The organism is Methylophilus sp. 42 (genome assembly GCF_000384155.1).
In the GTDB taxonomy this organism is placed as follows: domain Bacteria; phylum Pseudomonadota; class Gammaproteobacteria; order Burkholderiales; family Methylophilaceae; genus Methylophilus.
On the sequence record NZ_KB913031.1, the window covers coordinates 1 to 17,890 of the forward strand.

General features: G+C 52.4%; 17 protein-coding genes. 3 read left to right on the plus strand and 14 right to left on the minus strand.

Annotated elements, in window-relative coordinates; translation table 11 throughout:
* Positions 1-261: 261 nt before the first annotated feature.
* Complete coding sequence (locus MET42_RS0100005) at positions 262-585, minus strand: cupin domain-containing protein (RefSeq protein ID WP_019880596.1); 324 nt, start codon at positions 583-585, stop codon at positions 262-264.
* A 100-nt stretch (positions 586-685) separates the two neighbouring features.
* Between MET42_RS0100005 and MET42_RS0100010 the strand changes: the two genes are divergently transcribed.
* Together MET42_RS0100010 and MET42_RS0100015 are read left to right on the plus strand one after the other, a co-directional pair.
* Entirely contained in the window at positions 686-1,642 is a 957-nt protein-coding gene (locus tag MET42_RS0100010) for an L-threonylcarbamoyladenylate synthase (RefSeq protein WP_019880598.1), read from the plus strand.
* A 72-nt stretch (positions 1,643-1,714) separates the two neighbouring features.
* Positions 1,715-2,077, plus strand: coding sequence for a hypothetical protein (locus tag MET42_RS0100015; RefSeq protein WP_019880599.1), 363 nt, complete (start codon positions 1,715-1,717; stop codon positions 2,075-2,077).
* A gap of 67 nt (positions 2,078-2,144) precedes the next feature.
* Here MET42_RS0100015 and MET42_RS0100020 read toward each other — a convergent pair whose 3' ends face one another.
* The 4 genes from MET42_RS0100020 to MET42_RS0100035 all read right to left on the minus strand — a co-directional run bounded on the left by MET42_RS0100020 (position 2,145) and on the right by MET42_RS0100035 (position 7,450).
* Positions 2,145-2,378 (minus strand): hypothetical protein, encoded by a 234-nt coding sequence (locus MET42_RS0100020; RefSeq protein ID WP_019880600.1) that lies wholly within the window; start codon positions 2,376-2,378, stop codon positions 2,145-2,147.
* A 195-nt stretch (positions 2,379-2,573) separates the two neighbouring features.
* The gene (locus MET42_RS0100025) at positions 2,574-4,040 is read right to left on the minus strand and encodes a TolC family protein (RefSeq protein ID WP_019880601.1); all 1,467 of its coding nucleotides are present in this window, start codon (positions 4,038-4,040) and stop codon (positions 2,574-2,576) included.
* The gene (locus tag MET42_RS0100030; protein WP_019880602.1) at positions 4,037-6,160 is read right to left on the minus strand and encodes a peptidase domain-containing ABC transporter; all 2,124 of its coding nucleotides are present in this window, start codon (positions 6,158-6,160) and stop codon (positions 4,037-4,039) included. The genes MET42_RS0100025 and MET42_RS0100030 overlap by 4 nt, the downstream gene beginning before the upstream one ends.
* 21 nt (positions 6,161-6,181) lie before the next feature.
* Positions 6,182-7,450 carry an HlyD family secretion protein gene (locus MET42_RS0100035; RefSeq protein WP_019880604.1) on the minus strand — a complete coding sequence of 423 codons (1,269 nt, stop codon included), beginning with the start codon at positions 7,448-7,450 and terminating at the stop codon, positions 6,182-6,184.
* Between the two features lie 351 nt (positions 7,451-7,801).
* Between MET42_RS0100035 and MET42_RS0100040 the strand changes: the two genes are divergently transcribed.
* The gene (locus MET42_RS0100040; RefSeq protein WP_019880605.1) at positions 7,802-8,905 is read left to right on the plus strand and encodes a hypothetical protein; all 1,104 of its coding nucleotides are present in this window, start codon (positions 7,802-7,804) and stop codon (positions 8,903-8,905) included.
* A gap of 59 nt (positions 8,906-8,964) precedes the next feature.
* On the opposite strand, the gene MET42_RS0100045 is transcribed toward MET42_RS0100040, so the two are convergent.
* The 9 genes from MET42_RS0100045 to msuE all read right to left on the minus strand — a co-directional run bounded on the left by MET42_RS0100045 (position 8,965) and on the right by msuE (position 17,680).
* Positions 8,965-9,531, minus strand: a complete 567-nt coding sequence (locus tag MET42_RS0100045; protein WP_019880607.1) for a PEP-CTERM sorting domain-containing protein — start codon at positions 9,529-9,531, stop codon at positions 8,965-8,967.
* A 149-nt stretch (positions 9,532-9,680) separates the two neighbouring features.
* Complete coding sequence (locus MET42_RS0100050; protein ID WP_019880608.1) at positions 9,681-10,454, minus strand: ABC transporter ATP-binding protein; 774 nt, start codon at positions 10,452-10,454, stop codon at positions 9,681-9,683.
* A 116-nt stretch (positions 10,455-10,570) separates the two neighbouring features.
* Complete coding sequence (locus MET42_RS0100055; RefSeq protein WP_019880609.1) at positions 10,571-11,917, minus strand: ABC transporter substrate-binding protein; 1,347 nt, start codon at positions 11,915-11,917, stop codon at positions 10,571-10,573.
* Positions 11,918-12,030: 113 nt separating this feature from the next.
* Positions 12,031-13,098, minus strand: a complete 1,068-nt coding sequence (locus MET42_RS0100060) for a branched-chain amino acid ABC transporter permease (protein WP_019880610.1) — start codon at positions 13,096-13,098, stop codon at positions 12,031-12,033.
* 22 nt (positions 13,099-13,120) lie between these two features.
* Complete coding sequence (locus MET42_RS0100065) at positions 13,121-14,002, minus strand: branched-chain amino acid ABC transporter permease (RefSeq protein WP_019880611.1); 882 nt, start codon at positions 14,000-14,002, stop codon at positions 13,121-13,123.
* 9 nt (positions 14,003-14,011) lie between these two features.
* On the minus strand, positions 14,012-14,800 hold the full coding sequence (locus MET42_RS0100070; protein ID WP_019880612.1) for an ABC transporter ATP-binding protein: 789 nt from the start codon (positions 14,798-14,800) through the stop codon (positions 14,012-14,014).
* Positions 14,797-15,951, minus strand: coding sequence for an AMP-binding protein (locus MET42_RS0100075; protein WP_019880613.1), 1,155 nt, complete (start codon positions 15,949-15,951; stop codon positions 14,797-14,799). Before MET42_RS0100075 ends, MET42_RS0100070 begins: the two co-directional genes overlap by 4 nt.
* A 24-nt stretch (positions 15,952-15,975) precedes the next feature.
* Entirely contained in the window at positions 15,976-17,064 is a 1,089-nt protein-coding gene (gene sfnG, locus MET42_RS0100080) for a dimethylsulfone monooxygenase SfnG (RefSeq protein WP_019880614.1), read from the minus strand.
* Positions 17,065-17,104: 40 nt separating this feature from the next.
* The gene (gene msuE, locus MET42_RS0100085; protein ID WP_232411182.1) at positions 17,105-17,680 is read right to left on the minus strand and encodes an FMN reductase; all 576 of its coding nucleotides are present in this window, start codon (positions 17,678-17,680) and stop codon (positions 17,105-17,107) included.
* Positions 17,681-17,890: the final 210 nt, after the last annotated feature.

A 17,890-nucleotide genomic window follows, 5' to 3' on the forward strand; every position in this document is an offset into this window, starting at 1 on the left:
CTAATTTTTAAAGAACAGTCAGCTTCTAAGCCGTTTTCGTTACCGTTATTTCGTAACGAGGTGCGCATTATACAGAGGTTTTTTACTTCGTCAACAGCAATTTAAAAACTCGTCTCAAATCACTATCAACCCACCCTGCTAAAGGCACTTCCTGATAACTAAACATGTCGTTTCGTTTAAGGAAGCCGCGCATTTTACAGCGATGGGGATTGCGGTCAACCCCCCATTCGCCACTATTACAATTCTGTTACAAATTGATGATTATTTCTTGAAAGCTGCTTTGAGTCGCAACCAGGTTTGCGTCAAGACATTGCCATCCAGATGATAATGCTTATGCAAAGGCTGCTTCACTTCCCAACTGACTTTAAGCCCCGCCGGGAAGGTAACGAAGTCACCCTTGCCAAAACTCACAGGTGCGCCACCTATCGGGGTGACCACACATTCGCCTTCTAATATATATGCCTGCTCTTGCTCATGGAATGTCCAGTCAAAAACAGACACCTCTTTTTGCCAGGTGGGCCACTTGGCAACACCAAGCTCCTTTAATTGTGTTTCGGCAGGATTATGTTGAACTTGAATTTGCATCTTGTTGCTCCTTAGACTGAAGCGCGCATTTTATAGGAAGCGATGCTGTAGTACGCATGGTTTTCGATAGTAAAATAGAATTTTTACAAAATCAGAGTGCATGATGCGTATCAGCCCGGCGAAGGCGACTGAACTGTTAAAGCGTGGTGAGGTGGTCGCCATCCCTACAGAAACGGTATATGGATTGGCGGCTGATGCACGCAACGAATTGGCGATTGCCAAAATATATGCGACGAAACAGCGCCCGGCCAATAACCCGCTGATTGTCCATATTGCCAGCGCGGCGCAAGTAACTGACTGGGCAAGTGAGTTTCCGCCATTGGCGCAACAACTGGCACACGCATTCTGGCCAGGACCGTTGACATTAGTATTACCAGCGCGCGCTGAGGTATCGCAAACCGTACGTGCTGGCGAACCAACCGTGGCCTTGCGCGTGCCGGCACACCCTGTGGCGCTTGCCCTGCTACACGACAGCGGCCTGGGGCTGGCTGCCCCGTCTGCCAATAAATATACACAGTTAAGCCCCACTACGGCCGAGCATGTGGAGTCAGGCCTGGGCCATGATATTCCGGTATTAGATGGCGGTGCCTGCCAGGTGGGGATCGAGTCAACCATTGTCAGCGTGCATGGCGACGAGTGGCAATTATTGCGCCCAGGCATGATAGAGGCCGCAGCGATCGCAGCGATTGCAGGCAAACCGGCCACACAGCAAGCGGCGCAAACGCCGAAGGTCCCCGGACAGCATTTGCTGCATTATTCGCCACGCACACCCTGCCTGCTATTTGCGTCAATCCCAGCCATGTTGCGCTATGCCCAAACCAGGCCAGCCGCCGCTGCTTTGTTATTTAGCAATACTGAACGAGTAACAGATAAAGATGTTTATCTGCCGAATGATCCTGCGCAGGCGGCAGAACAACTCTACGCCGCACTACATACACTGGACGCCGCACAAGCGGAGGTTATCCTGATTGAATCGCCACCCGCCACTCCAGAATGGGACGCCTTGCGTGACCGCTTGCAGCGTGCGGCCTACCATCCACACGACCAAAACGATTGAGTCTGTGAGGCATGACTGGCACAATATGGTGCATATTTATTTATAGCCTCTTATTAGAACAAGATACACACAATGAAAAACACCTATCAACATTTGATGATCGCTGCCGTCTCTGCCTTGTTATTTGGCTGCGCCAGCTTTGAGTTTCCCAGCATGTTTGACAAAGGCACCAAGGAAGTGCCGCGTTACGGTAAAGAAGCTATTCATTACCAATGCGAGAATTATCAGTCTTTTGGCCTGAAACTATCCGCAAACGGTGACGAAGCCTGGGTCATGCTGCCTGACCATGAAATTGGCCTGGCGAGAGATGCGAGTGATAAGCAGCTTTATCACTACGGCACCATGGATTTGCGCCTGAACGGCGAGCAAACCACGCTGGATGACAGCGATCATTTGCATCTCAAAAACTGCAAACCTGCTGAGACCAAAAAGTAAGTAGCTTTTGGCACAAAAAAGCCCTGCAAAAGCAGGGCAAATACATCGGAGGGGAAAACCGAGTCTGTTAAATGCTGACCAAGCCGCCAAACAGGCCAAGCACGCTGCCTAAAATTGGACCGACCAATGGAATCGCTGACAGCGTACTGACCAGGCCGTTGACAGTACCGCCGGTAGAACCGGTCGCACCGCCCAGCAAACCACCCAACAACGGAATGCCACCCAGCAAACCGGACAGGTCGAAGCCCGCACCGCCAGAAACTGCTTCAACTTCAACCTTTTTCAAGCTTTGAATTGCCATTTACTTCTCCTCATTTGCGTTATTAATGTGCCCTGCCTAACCCATGCAACCCTTGACGACTGCACCGTTAAGCAGCGCCCAACATCACCTTAATTCAAGACAATTCAGGCGGTGACATCCCTGCATAACAGCAATATCACAGCGACACCATATTAACTAAAATTAACAATTACGTAAACAAGTTAATAATATTGATCAAGGTTCAACAATGGCCCACAAACCAACATTGCCCATATTGGCAGCAAGCTTCAATCTGGCTGCACGCAAAGCCGCCAGGGACTTGATATATTGCTGCCTGGCACCGGAGACCGCATTTTGCGCATTCAACAACTCAATCATATTGCCCACCCCGGCCTGGTAGCGCCCTTGCGCGACCTTGAATGCCTCTTGTGCGTGACGTATAAGCTCCTCCGTCGCACGCAGATTTTCACGCTCTGACATCAAGGCGTGATAGCTTTTCCAGACCTCCAGCGAGACCTGCTGCATGATGCGATTCAGCTCAGCCACGCGCGTTTGACGCTCAGCCTCGGCAGACTGCACCTGATAACTGCGCGAAAACCCTTCAAATAAAGGCATATTCAGCTGCAAGCCGATGGTGGCCGTCGTTGAATAGACATTACTGGCCGGAAAGTTTGCCAGTTGCTGATAACCCATTTGATCCGAACGACTCAATTCAGTATTGAAGTTTAGTGTTGGCAAGCCTTCTGCCCGCACGCCTTTAATATTTTCTTCGGCAGCCAGCACTTTTGCTTTCGCGGCAAGAATCGCCGGATGCGATTCTGTGGCCTGCTGGATCAGCACATCCACCCGGTTAAGAAAATCCGCCTGCTCCAGCGGTTGGCTGCGTTTTAACAACTGAAACGGGGTGTTGGCCATTAAACCCATGGCGGCAGACAAAGTGCCGTGGGCATTTTTCAGGTCGCCTTCGGCTTTGATTCTGTCCAGCCTGGCTTGGGCGTAAGCCGTTTGCGCCTGCAACTGGTCGGTGAGCAACCCCACACCTGCCTTGAATTTGGCCGTCGCGGCGGCCAGGCTCTCCTTGGCCAGTGACTCCGCATCCTCAAAAGCAGTCAAGGTGGCCTGCGTGGTCAAATTGTCAAAATAAGCCTGAGCCGCTGTGATAAACACTTCTTGCAAGGCGGCATCATGCGCAGCATTGGCGGCATTTAACAGGGCCTGCGCCTGCCCCAGCTTGGCAGCGCGCTGCCCCAGGTCCGCTAGCAACCAGCTCAAGCGCAAACTGGCCGTGCGATTGGTGATGTTATTGTCCTGGTCAAGCGAAGAAAATAATGAGTTTTCAACGTGATTTCTCACTTTGGCCGCACCTGCCGTGACATTGACGCGCGGTAAATAATTGGACTTTTGTACCGCCACTTGCGCGGCCTGCGCTTTAGCAATGGACCAGGCCTCCGCGCTACGTGGACTATTACACAAGGCCTGCTCAACCACATCAAGCAGTGTCAGCGGCCGTTGTGGCAAGGCCGCGGCACAGGGCGCCAATTCAGATTCAGCCGCTGTCGTTAGCATTTCTTTGGCCGGGCTACCGGCGACGCGCCCCTGAAACTCGGTAAAGTCGGTCAGCTGCAGCGCCATGGCGCTGGCTGGCAGCAAGACTCCCAACGCCCAACATAATGACAACGCCAGGCGCAAAGATACATTCATGCGCCTGCCACCGCCGTCATATGGACTTTGCCCGCCGCCATCACAATCACGCGCTTGGCTGAAGCGATGGTCTCCGGCCGGTGCGCGATAATCACGCGCGTCATATCGAGCGCCTGTATGGCCTGGTTGACCATCGATTCACGCGCCACATCCAGGTGACTGGTCGCTTCGTCGAGGAACAGGATTTTGGGCCTTTTATATAGTGCGCGCGCCAGCAGGATACGTTGTTTCTGTCCGCCAGACAGCGCTGCGCCCATATCGCCGATCAGGGTATTAAAGCCCATGGGCATGGCGGCAATTTCTTCATAGACTGCCGCCTTGCGCGCGCACGCTTCCACCCACGCCAGATCAACCTGCTGATCGAAAAACGCAATATTGTCAGCAATGGAGCCTGCAAACAGCGCATCGTCCTGCATCACCGTACCGACCATATTGCGCAGATGCGACAAGCCCAGTTTGGACAGCGGTTGCCCGCCCACCAATATCTGCCCCTCTTTAAAAGGGCGCAGCCCGAGCATAATGCTCATCAAAGTTGACTTACCGCAACCGGAAGGGCCGACAATGGCCACCGACTCCCCTTCTGCAATCTCCAGGTCAACACCATCCAGCACCCAGGGCTCGCCATCGGCATAACGGTAACGCAGGCCCTGAATCACAATATTGGCAGGCAATTTCCCAATCTCCTGCTTGCTCATGGTATCCACAACTTCAGGCTCTTGCTCGGCCAGGGCAATATCCGCCAGGCGCTCACCTTGCAAATGCAACATACGCATCTCAACCATGCGGTCAATCAGGCCGCTCACGCGCGTCACAAACTGGTCTTTATAGGCAATAAAAGCCAGCAAAACCCCAATCGTGAACGCACCATCCATCACCAGTTTGGCCCCCAGCCAGATAATGAGGATACGTTCCACACCGAACAACAAACCATTCAGCAAACGATACATCACCTGCAACTTTTGCGTACGTAAGTCAGCATTCACTTGCTCGACAAACAAGCCTAACCAGCTATTCCTACGCTCATCTAATCGCTGGAATAATTTAAGCGCACGCACACCGCGCACGGTTTCAATAAAATGGGTTTGCTGTTTGGCGGCATGCACAATTTGCTCTTCGGTCGCATTGCGCAATGGCCGAAACCAGGCCCAGCGCCCGAGGCCATACAACAGCATGGCACCGATGGCGATCCAGGCCATGGTCGGGCTATACAAAAACATCATGGCCAAGGTCGCCACCGTCAAGACACCATCCAGGATGGCTTCGACAAAGGTACTGGTCAGCGTATGCTGGATTTGATCAATGGCGCCAAAGCGCGACACCACATCCCCCAGATGCCGCTTTTCAAAGAAATCGACCGGCAAGCGGATCAAGTGCGCAAATAAATTGGCCCGCCATTGCACGTTGAGCGTGGTAGACATATGCATAATGACCCAGGCGCGCACCGTGCTAATGGCCTGCTGCATACAAACCAGCAGGCCAAAGCCAAGTGCCAGCGTGGTGAGCAAATCCCGGTCTGCCGACACCAGCGCATGGTCAACGACCCATTGCATATAAAACGGCGACACCAGCGCAAACACCTCCAACGCCAGCGCTAACAGCAACACCTGCCCAAGCGAACGGTAAAGACCGCTGACATGCCCCATCATGTCGCGCAATTTCACGCTTTGCTTAAAGGTCACCTGCTTGAAACCAGGATTCGGCCACAACTCCAATGCCACGCCAGTAAATGCGGCAGAGACTTCATCAAAGCTCAATTTGCGTATGCCCATGGCCGGGTCATGAATCACCACATGGCGCGCGCCCACCTCTTTCAACACCACAAAGTGGTTGAAATTCCAGTGCAAAATGCACGGCCGACGCAAATCTTTAAGATCTTCGAGCTCCAGCTTGACCGGGCGCGTAGTAAAACCCACGGCTTGCGCCATGCCCATCAAGTGGCTGAGAGTCGTGCCCTTGATTGAGATAAGAAACAATCGGCGCATGGTCGCCAGATCGGTACGAAAACCATGGTAATTCGACACCATGACCAGGCAGGCCAAGCCACACTCGCTGGCCTCTGTTTGTAGCGTGATGGGCAGTGTACGCCCCAGGCCAAACGACAGCTGACTAAGAAAAGACATGACTCACTTTCATTTCCATGGCTACAGCTTGCCAGTCAAACTGATTAATGGCTCCAGCACCCACTCATACAAGCGCCGACGTTCGAGCATGACGTCAGCATCCAGCAACATGCCTGGCTGCAAAGGCTGCTTGACGCCATAAGCGACGATGGCTTGCTGGTCTAGCACGACTGAAATACGGTAATAAGGCTCGTTGTTTTGATTATTGCCAGACGGATTGCCCATGGTAAAAATCTCACTGGCTGGCAACGCCGTCCTGGAGACTGACACCACTCGACCGGTGGCCTGGCCAAATTTCTGGTAGGGATACGCCTGGTAACGTAAACGCACCGGCACCCCAGGCCGCACAAACCCCACGGCACGGCTGGGCGCAAACAACTGTGCTTCCAGCCTGGCGCCGCGCGGCACAATACTCAGCAGCGGCCGGCTACCTTCGACCGCCATCCCGACACTGGCAACCACTGCCGTTGCCGTGCCGGACTCGGGCGCGCGAATCACCAGGCGACGCTTGGCTTCGCTTTCTGTCAGCTGTTGATTGACACTGGACACACTGCGCTCCAATTGCGCAATCTGGTTTTGATGCTTGGCGCGTACGCTGGACAACTCGTCCTGACGGGCAAGCACATCGCGTTGCATACGCACTTGCTCGCGCGCCATGGACTCTAGCCGCGATGACTGCTCTATCCAGTCCTCTTGTTTTTGCTGCGTTTGTTCACGTGAAATATAGTTTTTTTCCAGCAACCCCTGGTAGCGTTGGTAGGCCTCTTCACTCAATGTCACGCGCGTCTGCTGCGCTTTATATTGTGCTGCCAGCCGGGTCAGCTCTTCCTGGATACCTAGCAGGCGTGACTGCAATGCCTGTTGTTCATCATGCTGTTGCAGCCGGGTTTTGACGATTTCATCCCGCAAAGATTGCCGTTGTTGCGCGTGTTGCGCACTGATGGACGCCTGCACAGACCCCTGCCCATCAGAGTAACGCTCACTGGACAATACAAACAGAATATCGCCTTGTTTGACCAACTGCCCTTCCTGCACTTTTCTTTCAACCACCAGCCCTAATTGCGGCGCATAAACTTTCAGCAAGCCAGTTTCTGGCACCAACTGCCCCATGACCGTACTGCGCTTGGTATACGTCGCACACGCCATAAACAGCACCACAATCACCGCAAAAACGATGGCTATACCGGTGAGCAACAGGTAACTGACAGGACGCACCAGCAGGATAGTGCCCAGCCAATGGTTTTTTTGTGCGTTGAGCGCAGCGTGACGGAATAAAGGCTGATTGGCCATGATGGTAGGTGCCAGCGATGGCGATTACACTCGGTAAATTTAGATAATATTTATTAACAAACCAGTGGATTATAGGGGTCAGGCAAATTTAATGTCAATCTATGTTAAGAATAACATCGACCAGAAACCAGGCAGCGCACATGCTGATTGCAAGGCAGGCTAACAGCACCCTGCGGATAAACCAGCATTATAAATATGCACAAAATAAATCAAGCTATTGATTTATATCATTTAATTTTGTGGCACACATTCTGCAATAAGACACTCTGTAACGTGACCTCATCCCGCCTGTGCGGGACTGAAGATTACTTATATCCATTGATAAATACATGACTAACACAGAGTGAATACATGAAAAACAAACCAACATCTCACCGCCTGCGCCAGATCTCGCTATTGACCAGCCTGGCACTCCTCAGCAATCAGGCATTTGCCGAAGCCACCATACAGCGCAATGACAACCAGTTTATTAATATTGGTATTGCCTCGCGTGTCAGCTTTAGTTCGATTAAAGACGCCGCCCCCAGTGGTAAAGACCGTTCTAATGACTTTGAAGTAGAAGAGGCACGTTTATATACCAACGGCAAACTGCACGAAAACGTCTCGTTTGAATTTAACTTTGCCCGTAATACGGCAGACGACAAAATAGAGTTACTGGATGGTCACCTGGGCCTGGAATTCAACAATTACGCCAACTTCTGGATTGGCCGCTTTTTGCCAGCCGCCAGCCGCGCTTCTGCCGTTGCGCCCATGTATTCGACCACCTTTGACTTCCCGATTGCCGAGCAAGGCTCTTACCAGTTTGGCGGCCGTGACAATGGCGCCGTGTTCTTTGGTTCAGACAGCAGCAATGCCTTTAAATACTACGTCTCGGCGACCAATGGTCGTCAGGGCGGCTCTAACCAGGCTGACAACCTGTCTTACGCCACACGCCTGCAATACAACTTCTGGGATACCGAGCCTGGCTTTTACAACCTATCCAGCTACGACGGCAAGAAGTCCATCCTGTCGGTTGGCGGTTCGTATCGCTACCAGAAAGATGGCACCGGCACTATTGTAAATAAAGGCGATTCCAAGTATTGGAACCTGGATGCGCGTCTTGAAAAGCCGTTAAGTAATGGCGCCGTGCTTGGCGCGGAGGCCTCATATTACAATTACGATAACGACAATACGGGCGATACTGTACTGCCAGAAGCCAAAGGCTTTTTCATCAACGGCAGCTATACGTTTGCTGACAAAGTGGGCATAGGCAAATTTCAGCCCAAAGTGATTTACCAGGAATTTAACAATGACACCACTGGCCTCGACCGCAAACGTATTGATGTGGGTGTGGGCTATTTAATCGACGGCGACAGCAACAAGCGTATTGATGTGTTCTACTTCAGGGAGAATCGCAACAACTTGCCGGATATTGACGGCATTAAAGCTATTTTCCATGTAGCACACTTCTTCTAAGCCTTTGTTCAGGCAATAAAAAACGGCCTGCAAGGCCGTTTTTTACACTGCTGCAATACTTATTTACCAGCTTTTCTTCTTGCGGCAAAGCCTGCCAGGCCTAAACCAGCCATCAACAAGCCATAAGACTCTGGCTCAGGCACAGTGGTCACGGACAGGTTTTTAACACCCCAGCCCTCATCTCCCAACCCTTGTGGAATGGCGCTGGCATAGCTGAAAGTCAGGTTGTTGCTACCTAACACCAAAGTCACTGGCAGTGTAATGGTCAACGAGCCGCCGTTATTAAAACCGTTGTAGACATAATTTGACACGTAGCTTGCGTCACCTTGAGTAATCGTGATTGGACCACCATCACCGCCCAGGTTAAAGCTCGCGGAAAACACAGCGCTACCGTTCACTGACAGGGTGAAATAGTCTTCATAATTGTTATCTGGAAACCCATCCAGCGTTGCGTAACCAATCAGGTCAAATGAAACGGTCGCAGCCGTCGCAGCCGCATTAAATGAATAGTCTACAGCGTCCGGACTACTCAATGCGGTACCATCAAAGTCATAAGCCATGGCCACCGGCGTCATTAAGGACGTGATTGCAATAAATGAAAAAGCACCAGCAAGTTGTTTTAGCATCGAAAGCTCCCAAAATATTTACAGTTAGTTTTATATAATTGCAACAAATATGTTACACAATTTGTTACTAAATTGTAACTACCTGAATGGGTCATGCCTTAAGACAGCATTACTTGTACAAAAACCAGCCACGTCGAATGCGTCATACATTAACGGCCACCCAAATAAGAGTCGCTGAGCGCCTGGCTGCTGGCAATCGTCTGTGCATCGCCGTGATGGGTGATATGACCACTTTCCAACACATAAGCATAGTTGGCATAGCGTAATGCCACGGTGGCATTCTGCTCGGCCAGCAGGAAACTCAGCCCTTGCGTCTGCTGTAGCTGATGCACAATCTCAAAAATTTCTTCGACAATCTGTGGCGCCAGGCCCATAGACGGCTCATCGAGCAAAATCAGCTTCGGGTTAGCCATCAGGGCACGGCCGATGGCGACCATCTGCTGTTCGCCGCCTGAGGTATAACCAGCGTAACTCTTGCGTAGCAACTTCAGGCGCGGGAAGAAAGCATAAACGCGCTCCAGATCCTGCGCCAACGCCTTACTTGATGGCCGGCGGATAAATGCGCCGGTGAGCAGGTTTTCTTCCACGGTTAAATGCCCGAAGCAATGCCTGCCCTCCAGCACCTGCACCAGTCCCTGTGCCACCAACTGGCCTGGTGTGGCTTGGGTAATATCCTTGCCACTATAGACAATCTTGCCTTGCACGATTTCTCCGCGTTGCGCCGGTGCCAGGCCGGAAATTGCTTTCAGGATGGTGCTTTTACCGGCGCCATTGGCACCCAGCAACGCAACAATAGACTGCGGCCCAACTTGTAGTGAAATATGTTTGATGGCAAAAATGACCTTTTCATAAATCACTTCAATATCATCCAGTTGCAACAGTGGCTCACTCGCCAGATTTAATTTTTCATGTGCTTGTGACATCAAAGCCTCCTCAATTCGATCGCGTCGGCAATCTATGCACAGCGCCCACGACATCAAACTGCACATGCACACCGCCTAAGCGATGTGCACGCCTGTTTTAAACGTTGCCGAACAATTTATTTGGCAGCGACTTCTTCTTTGCTGCAATCACGCGGGGTGATACCTTTTTCCTTGGCATACTCGTGTGAAGACTTTTCAATAATCGGGCGCAACAACTGGCGGTCTGCCTGTACCCACTCTGAAATCACTTTCCACTTGCTGCCATCCCATTGCTGGAAGCGCACCGCGCCGCCGCCTTCATGGTCAGCGCAACTGAGTTTCAACGGCTGCACCAGGCCCAAGGCACCCAGCTCTTTCAAACGTGCATCATCCAGCTTGATATTCTCAAAGCCCCAGCGCACCTCTTCACCGGTCAGTGGACGCTTGCCGAATTTGGCCTGCGCCACACGTACGGCTTCGACGTTGAGGATGCCATTAACCACACCCAGGTTGTAATACACATTGCCGAAACGTTTAGGATCTTGCAGATTGCCTTTACCGGCCTTGATCACATACTGATTGATCCCTTGCAATACCGGGAAGCTGGTACCGGAAGGATGCGTAGTAATTGAGATAAAACCTTTGGCAGCATTGCCTGCAGGCGCCGCGTCGTCTTCCGAGTTACTCCAGATGTTGCCGATAATATGGTCAGCCGGGAAACCGGTTTTCTGCGCGGTTTTCAACGCCACCGGGTTCATCACGCCCCAGCCACGCAAAATCACCCAGTCCGGTTTAATGCGACGAATACTCAGCCATTGTGATTGCTGCTCATTGCCCGGATGCGGCACTTCCAGCAAGGTCAATTCAAAGCCGTATTTCTTTGCCAGCAACTCCAGAATCGGGCTGGTTTCCTTGCCATAAGGTGAGCCGTGATACAGCGTGACGATCTTCTTGCCCTTGAGTTTGTCCAGGCCACCGGATTGCTGGGCGATGTAGTTCACAATCGCCGACACTTCACTGTAAGGGTTGAGTTGCAGCGGGAAAGCATAAGGGAATACGCTGCCATCGGTGGAGTCGGTACGGCCATGGTTAATAGTGATCAAAGGTAATTTATCAGCGGTAGAACGCTCCAGCGTCGCATAGGCAATGCCCACTGACAGCGGGTTGGTCGCCGCAGCTGGCGCGCCATTCAGGCCTTTTTTCAGGCGCTCGTAGCACTCCACGCCTTTTTCCACCACATATTCGGTTTCGCATTCACTCCAGGTGAATTTCACACCATTGACGCCACCGTCTTTGGCATTAACGTATTGCAGGTAGTCAATAAAGCCGCCAAAGAAACCAGACCCCCCTGCCGCATAGGGCCCGATACGGTAACTTTGTAAGGGAAAATACTGCTCATTGGCCGCTTGCACTTGCGTACTCACACTGCTGACCGCCAATCCTAATGCCAGCCACAGCCAGCGATGTTTACCGAGAAATTTCACTCTAAAACTCCTTATTAAAAATATGAAAACAGTTACTAATCGTTTTTAGTTATATAAAAATGTCTAATAGGCACGTTCAACACATAAAAAATCTCCTTAATGAAATGAACGACCTAGAAACGCAGTGGCCACACGCGCAAGCGTTGCTTGATGGTTTGCCAGACCTTGGCCAAACCATTGGGCTCTTTGATCAGGAAAAAGATAATCAGCGCGCCGAAAATCATTTTCTGAAAATTGTCCAGTTGACCAGGGTCTATCGCCCCCGCCAGCAGGCCGGATGACAGGTTGGAAAGCAGGATAGGGAATAACACGATAAACGCTGCGCCCAGGAAATTACCGAGGATGCTACCCATGCCACCGATAATAATAATGAACAGGATCTGAAATGAACGCGACAAGTCAAATCCATGTGGTTCAACGGTTCCCAGGTAAGTGAATGCCCACAGCGCACCGGCAATACCGAGGTAAAACGAGCTGATGGCAAACGCCAGCAGTTTTGTTTTTGGCACCGAAATCCCGATGACGGCGGCGGCGGTATCCATATCGCGTACCGCCATCCACTTTCTGCCCAGCTCACCGCTGACGATGGTTTTTGCCAGCAAGCCCAACGCCAGCACCACGGTCAATGTCAGCAAATAGCGGCCCACTGGCGAACTCAAATCAACGCCGAATATGTGTAATGGAGGTGCAGTGATCACGCCGGAAGAGGAGTGATTGGAAAACCAGGGGAAATTGGTAAACACCCACAGCACAAAAAACTGTGCGGCGAGGGTAGAGACAATCAGGTAAAAACCCTTGATGCGCAAACTGGGGAAACCAAACAACAGGCCAACACTGCCTGCGGCCAAACCGCCCACAATCAGGCTGGCCAGCAATGGCAAGCCCTCAATACGCAAATGCGCGTTGTAGGTGGCAAAAGCGCCCACCGCCATAAACGCGGCTGAGCCCAATGACAACTGCCCGGCATAGCCGGTGAGCAGGTTCAGGCCCAGGCCTGCCAGCGACAGCACCAGAAACGGAATGAGGATGGCGCTAAACCAGTAATCGTTGCCGATGAAGGGAACCACCAGGAAGGCGAACGCCAGCAACCCCGCAAACGCCCAGCGCTCCTGTTTGAGCCGGAAAAAACGCTTATCCAGCCGGTAATCGGTGATGAACTGTCCAGATTCTTGATACAACATATGGCTTATACCCGTGCCCTATTTACACTCGTTCAATGGCTTTGTCGCCAAACAGCCCATACGGCCTGACCAGCAGAAACAGCATGGCCAGCATATAAGGGAACCAGTTTTCAATGCCGCCGCCAATGAGCGGGCCGATAAAGACTTCGGCCAACTTTTCAGAAGCGCCTACAATCAGGCCGCCAACGATGGCGCCTTCAATCGAGGTAAAGCCACCAATAATCAGCACCGGCAGCGCCTTCAATACAATCAGCGACAGCGAGAACTGCACCCCGACCCGTGCGCCCCACAACATACCAGCCACCAGGCCGACAAACCCGGCCACCGCCCACACAATGAGCCATAGGCGCTGCAGGTGTATGCCTACCGCCAGCGCGGCCAACTGGTCGTCAGCCACGGCACGCAAGGCAATGCCCACCCGGGTTTTATTAAATAAAAGGCCCAGCAACACCACCAAGCCACCAGCAATCGCCGCAGCAAACAAATCAAACTGCGACAGTAAGATGCCAAAAACTTCATACGGCTCATCGTCAATGCCGATATCCAGCGCATGTACTTGCGCGCCCCATACGGCTTGCGCCAGGCCTTCGACGATATAGCTCAGCCCCAGTGTTGCCATAAACAAGGTGATGGGCGAGCGATTAACCAGTTTGCGCAAGACCAGCAGCTCAATAAGCCAGGCCAGCACGCCCATGGTGATCAGCGTAATCACAAATGCGCCCCAGAAGGGCACACCACGTTCCAGCAAACTGACAAAGGTCAATGCGGCGAACAGCACCATGGAACCCTGGGCAAAGTTGAATACGCCGGAAGCTTTATAAATCAGCACAAAACCGATCGCCACCAGCGAATACATGACACCGGCCAGCAAACCACCCGTCAACACCTCAAAAAAGAAACTCATGTTTTATCCTTAAGCGGCCTGGCCGTGTTTGGTACCCAGATAGGCGGCGATGACCTCGGGGTTGACGCGCACTTCGTCCGGCGTGCCGTCACCGATCTTCTTGCCGTAATCGAGCACCACCACATGATCCGACAGCGACATCACCACGCCGATATCATGCTCAATGAGGACAATCGTGGTGCCAAACTCGCGGCGGGTCTCGACAATAAAGCGGCTCATCTCGGCCTTTTCGTCCGCATTCATGCCGGCCATCGGCTCGTCCAGCAGTAATAATTCAGGCTCGGCAGCCAGTGCGCGCGCCAGCTCTACCCGCTTTTGCAAACCATAGGGCAAGGCGCCGACAATGCTATTGCGCCAGGGCTGCAATTTGAGGAAGGCAATCACGCGCTCTGCTTTTTGCCGCTGGCGCAATGTGTCTGCCGGGGCACGCCCCAGATTGAACACTTGCTCCAGCCAACTGCTTTTCACTTTGAGGTTGGTACCGGTTAATACGTTATCCAGCACCGACATGCCCTTGAACAAGGCAATATTTTGAAATGTGCGCGCGACGCCACGCTTGGCCGCCCATTGCGGATGCATGGTGGTACGCGATTCGCCCTGGTAAGTAATGCGCCCCTCATCGGCTTTGTAAACGCCGTTAATCACATTCAGCAATGAGCTTTTACCGGCGCCATTCGGCCCAATCAGCGCGCATATCTCGCCTTTCTTCACGGCGAAGCTGATGTTGGTGATGGCTTTCACGCCCTTGAACGACAGTGAAATATGGTCCAGGGCAAGTAATGGTGATGCGGCTGTCATAGCGCGGCTCTCAGTGCTTTTAAACCAAAATAGTCTTCAGGCGCATGCTGCTGACGCGGAATCACTTGAATCTGGCTGATCTGCCATGGCAACTCTTCCGGCCAATCACGCACCTGGATGCCAATGGCCTGGAAAAACTGCGCAGCCTCTGCCGATAACGGCTCACCCACCAATAAGGGCACCCGTGTGCGCCGCAAGCCAAGCACATCTTGCAACGGCAGGATTACCAGCCAGCGTGCCAGCTTAGTAAGCAGCGGCACGCGTTGTTGCGATAGCCGTAATGCCCACGCCACGAAGGAAAATTGCCAGCTGTTTGGCAGCGGCCAGCGTGACTGTGTCAGTGTATATAGCCGCTGATAGGTCGCCGCAGTCCCCGCCACCAGCGTCGGCCCCAATTCGCGCCTGTCGGTATCCCTGGTCGCCAGGTTTTCCGGGAAGTTCAACGTAAACCCGGCCAGCAACCAGGGGGATAGTAAATACCTGGCATGTCCGCTGGCCGCAAACGCACGGGCTGCCAGCGCTTGCTCCTGGTCAGTCAACGCCTCATGCGCCACCAGTTGACGGCCATTGTTCAATAGCTCGGCATGGCTTAATTCGCGATATTCCAGTTGATACTGCGCACTTAAGCGATAAAAGCGAAAGGCAATATCATTCGCAGCTGCAGTGATAGGTAAATCGGGGATATCTCCTGCCACAACCTGGTCGTAAGCACACAACGCCGGATGCTGGTAAGCCGCCAGGCCGCGGGCATCGGCATAAATCACCAGTTGCATATCCGGTTTGGCCTCAAACACCTGGTCCACTTGCGCTTGCCCTTCGGCAAACACAAATTTCGGCCGCAGCGTATGCAACAAATCCAGCAACTGTTGTTGCGGATAAGCAGCATCTAGCGGCGCAGAGACACCGCCCAGATAATGCGCAGCTAAAGATAACAACAAGGCCTCTGGCCGCGGCTCACTGAGCAACACCAGCGTATCGCCCTTGCCGAATCCCTCGCGCTGCAAAAAGCGGGCGGCGAGCAATACCGCACTGTGCACCGCCTGCCAGCTACTTTCCTGCCAGATACCCAGTTGTTTGTGACGAATCGCCACGCCGGCAGGCCGATGCGCGGCCTGCGATGCTAGCCAGTTCGGTAATGTATCAGCAGCCATCAGACGATTTCTTTTCGAGATTGATCAAGCAGCTTTGGCCAGTTTTTTGGCTTCGAGCTCACGCACCAGCGGCAACACTTTCTCACCAAAGTAGGCCACTTCTTCCTGAAAATGCAAAAAGCCGGACAGGATCAGATCCACGCCCACTGCTTTCAGGGCGACAATGCGCTCAGCAATTTGCTGCGGCGTGCCGATCAGGTTGGTTTTAAAGCCATCGTTGTATTGCACCAGGTCTTCAAATGTCGACTTCGCCCAATTACCTTCTTTTTCCGGGCTGGAGGCACCGGCATTCTTGACCTCATGGCCAAACGCATTGACCGCGTCAGGGTTGGCCTTGGCGATGATCTCTGCCAGTACTGCTTTAGCCTCTTCTTCGGTATCACGCGCAATCACAAAGGCATTGACGCCGATTTTGACCTGGTGATTGTTGGCCGCAGCCTTGGCACGGATATCATCAATTTGCGCCTTGATGCCTTCGACCGTATTACCATTAGTGAAATACCAGTCAGACACACTGGCCGCCATATCGCGCGCCGCACGTGAGCTGCCGCCCTGGAAGATTTCAGGATGGGGTTGTTGCAATGGTTTTGGTTTCAGGCTGTAGTTGCTGAAACGGTAAAAGTCGCCACGGTAAGTGAAGTTATCTTGCGTCCAGATACCTTTGAGCGCCTCGATAAACTCTTTGGAGCGGCGATAGCGCTCGTCATGATCCAGCCAATGCTCACCAATGGCAGTGAATTCGCCACGGAACCAGCCAGAGACGATATTGACCGCCACCCGGCCCTCGGTCAGGATATCAATCGTCGCCAGTTGCTTGGCCGCCAGCACCGGGTTCCACGGACCAGGCAAAATAGCCGCAATCACTTTCAATTTGGTGGTCGCCGCCAGCAAGGCATGCGAAAAAGACACTGACTCATGCTGGAACTCGGCGCCATAACCGGCGGTAAAACGGATCTGGCTCAAGGCATATTCAAACCCGGCATTCTCGGCAATTTGTGCCAGTTTGCGGTTGTAGTCGATATCCCAGCTGGTGCGCTGTTCGATATTGCTAACCACGAGGCCACCGCTAACGTTAGGCACCCAGTAGGCAAATTTAATATTTTCTGTACTCATCATCGCTCTCCAAATAATGTTCGGCAAATCATCGCGTGGCTTATACCGCCAGCAAACGGTCTTTATTCACAAGCTCTCTATGCTTGAGCAATGGCAAGGCACGCTCCACCGCCAATGCAATACGGGCAGTGACCGCCTCGCTTTTCACCTGATAGTTTTCAAAATCTGCTTCGGTGGCATAGACACCAATCGGCAAGGTCAGCGCCTGGAAGAAGCTGAACAATGGGCGCAGTTCATGATCAATGATCAAGGCATGGCGCTCGCTGCCACCGGTCGCCGCCAGCAATACCGGCACATCGACCAAGGCCTCATAATCGACCAGGTCGAACAAGTGTTTGAATAAGCCGGTATAAGACGCGCGGTAGACCGGTGTCGCCACAACCAGCAGGTCAGCCGTTTCAATGGCCTGGATATCTTTTTGCACTTTCACTGGCAGCGCTTTGGGGTCGTAAGAAGCGACCAGGCTGCTGCCTATTTCACTTAACTCGATCACATGCAGATCAATAGGCAATTGCTGCCCCAGTGTTTGGGTGATTGCTTCCACCAGCGCAGCGGTTCTGGAAGGCAACTTATAGCTGCCGGAAACGGCAGTGACTTTTAACGGACGGCTCATCATGACTCCTAATTAAGGTTGCTGCTGCCGCTTTGTGTGTTCAATCGCAGGCAGGCCAGCTCACTAACACTATTAGCAGCATCCATGCCAGATTAAATTAATTATATATATCAAACACTTATGATGTTTTTTATGATTTCCAACGTGTTGAATTCAGGCTAGTTTTGCTGATGCACTGCTGATATATCAGCAACTTTTCTCAAAATGCAGCAG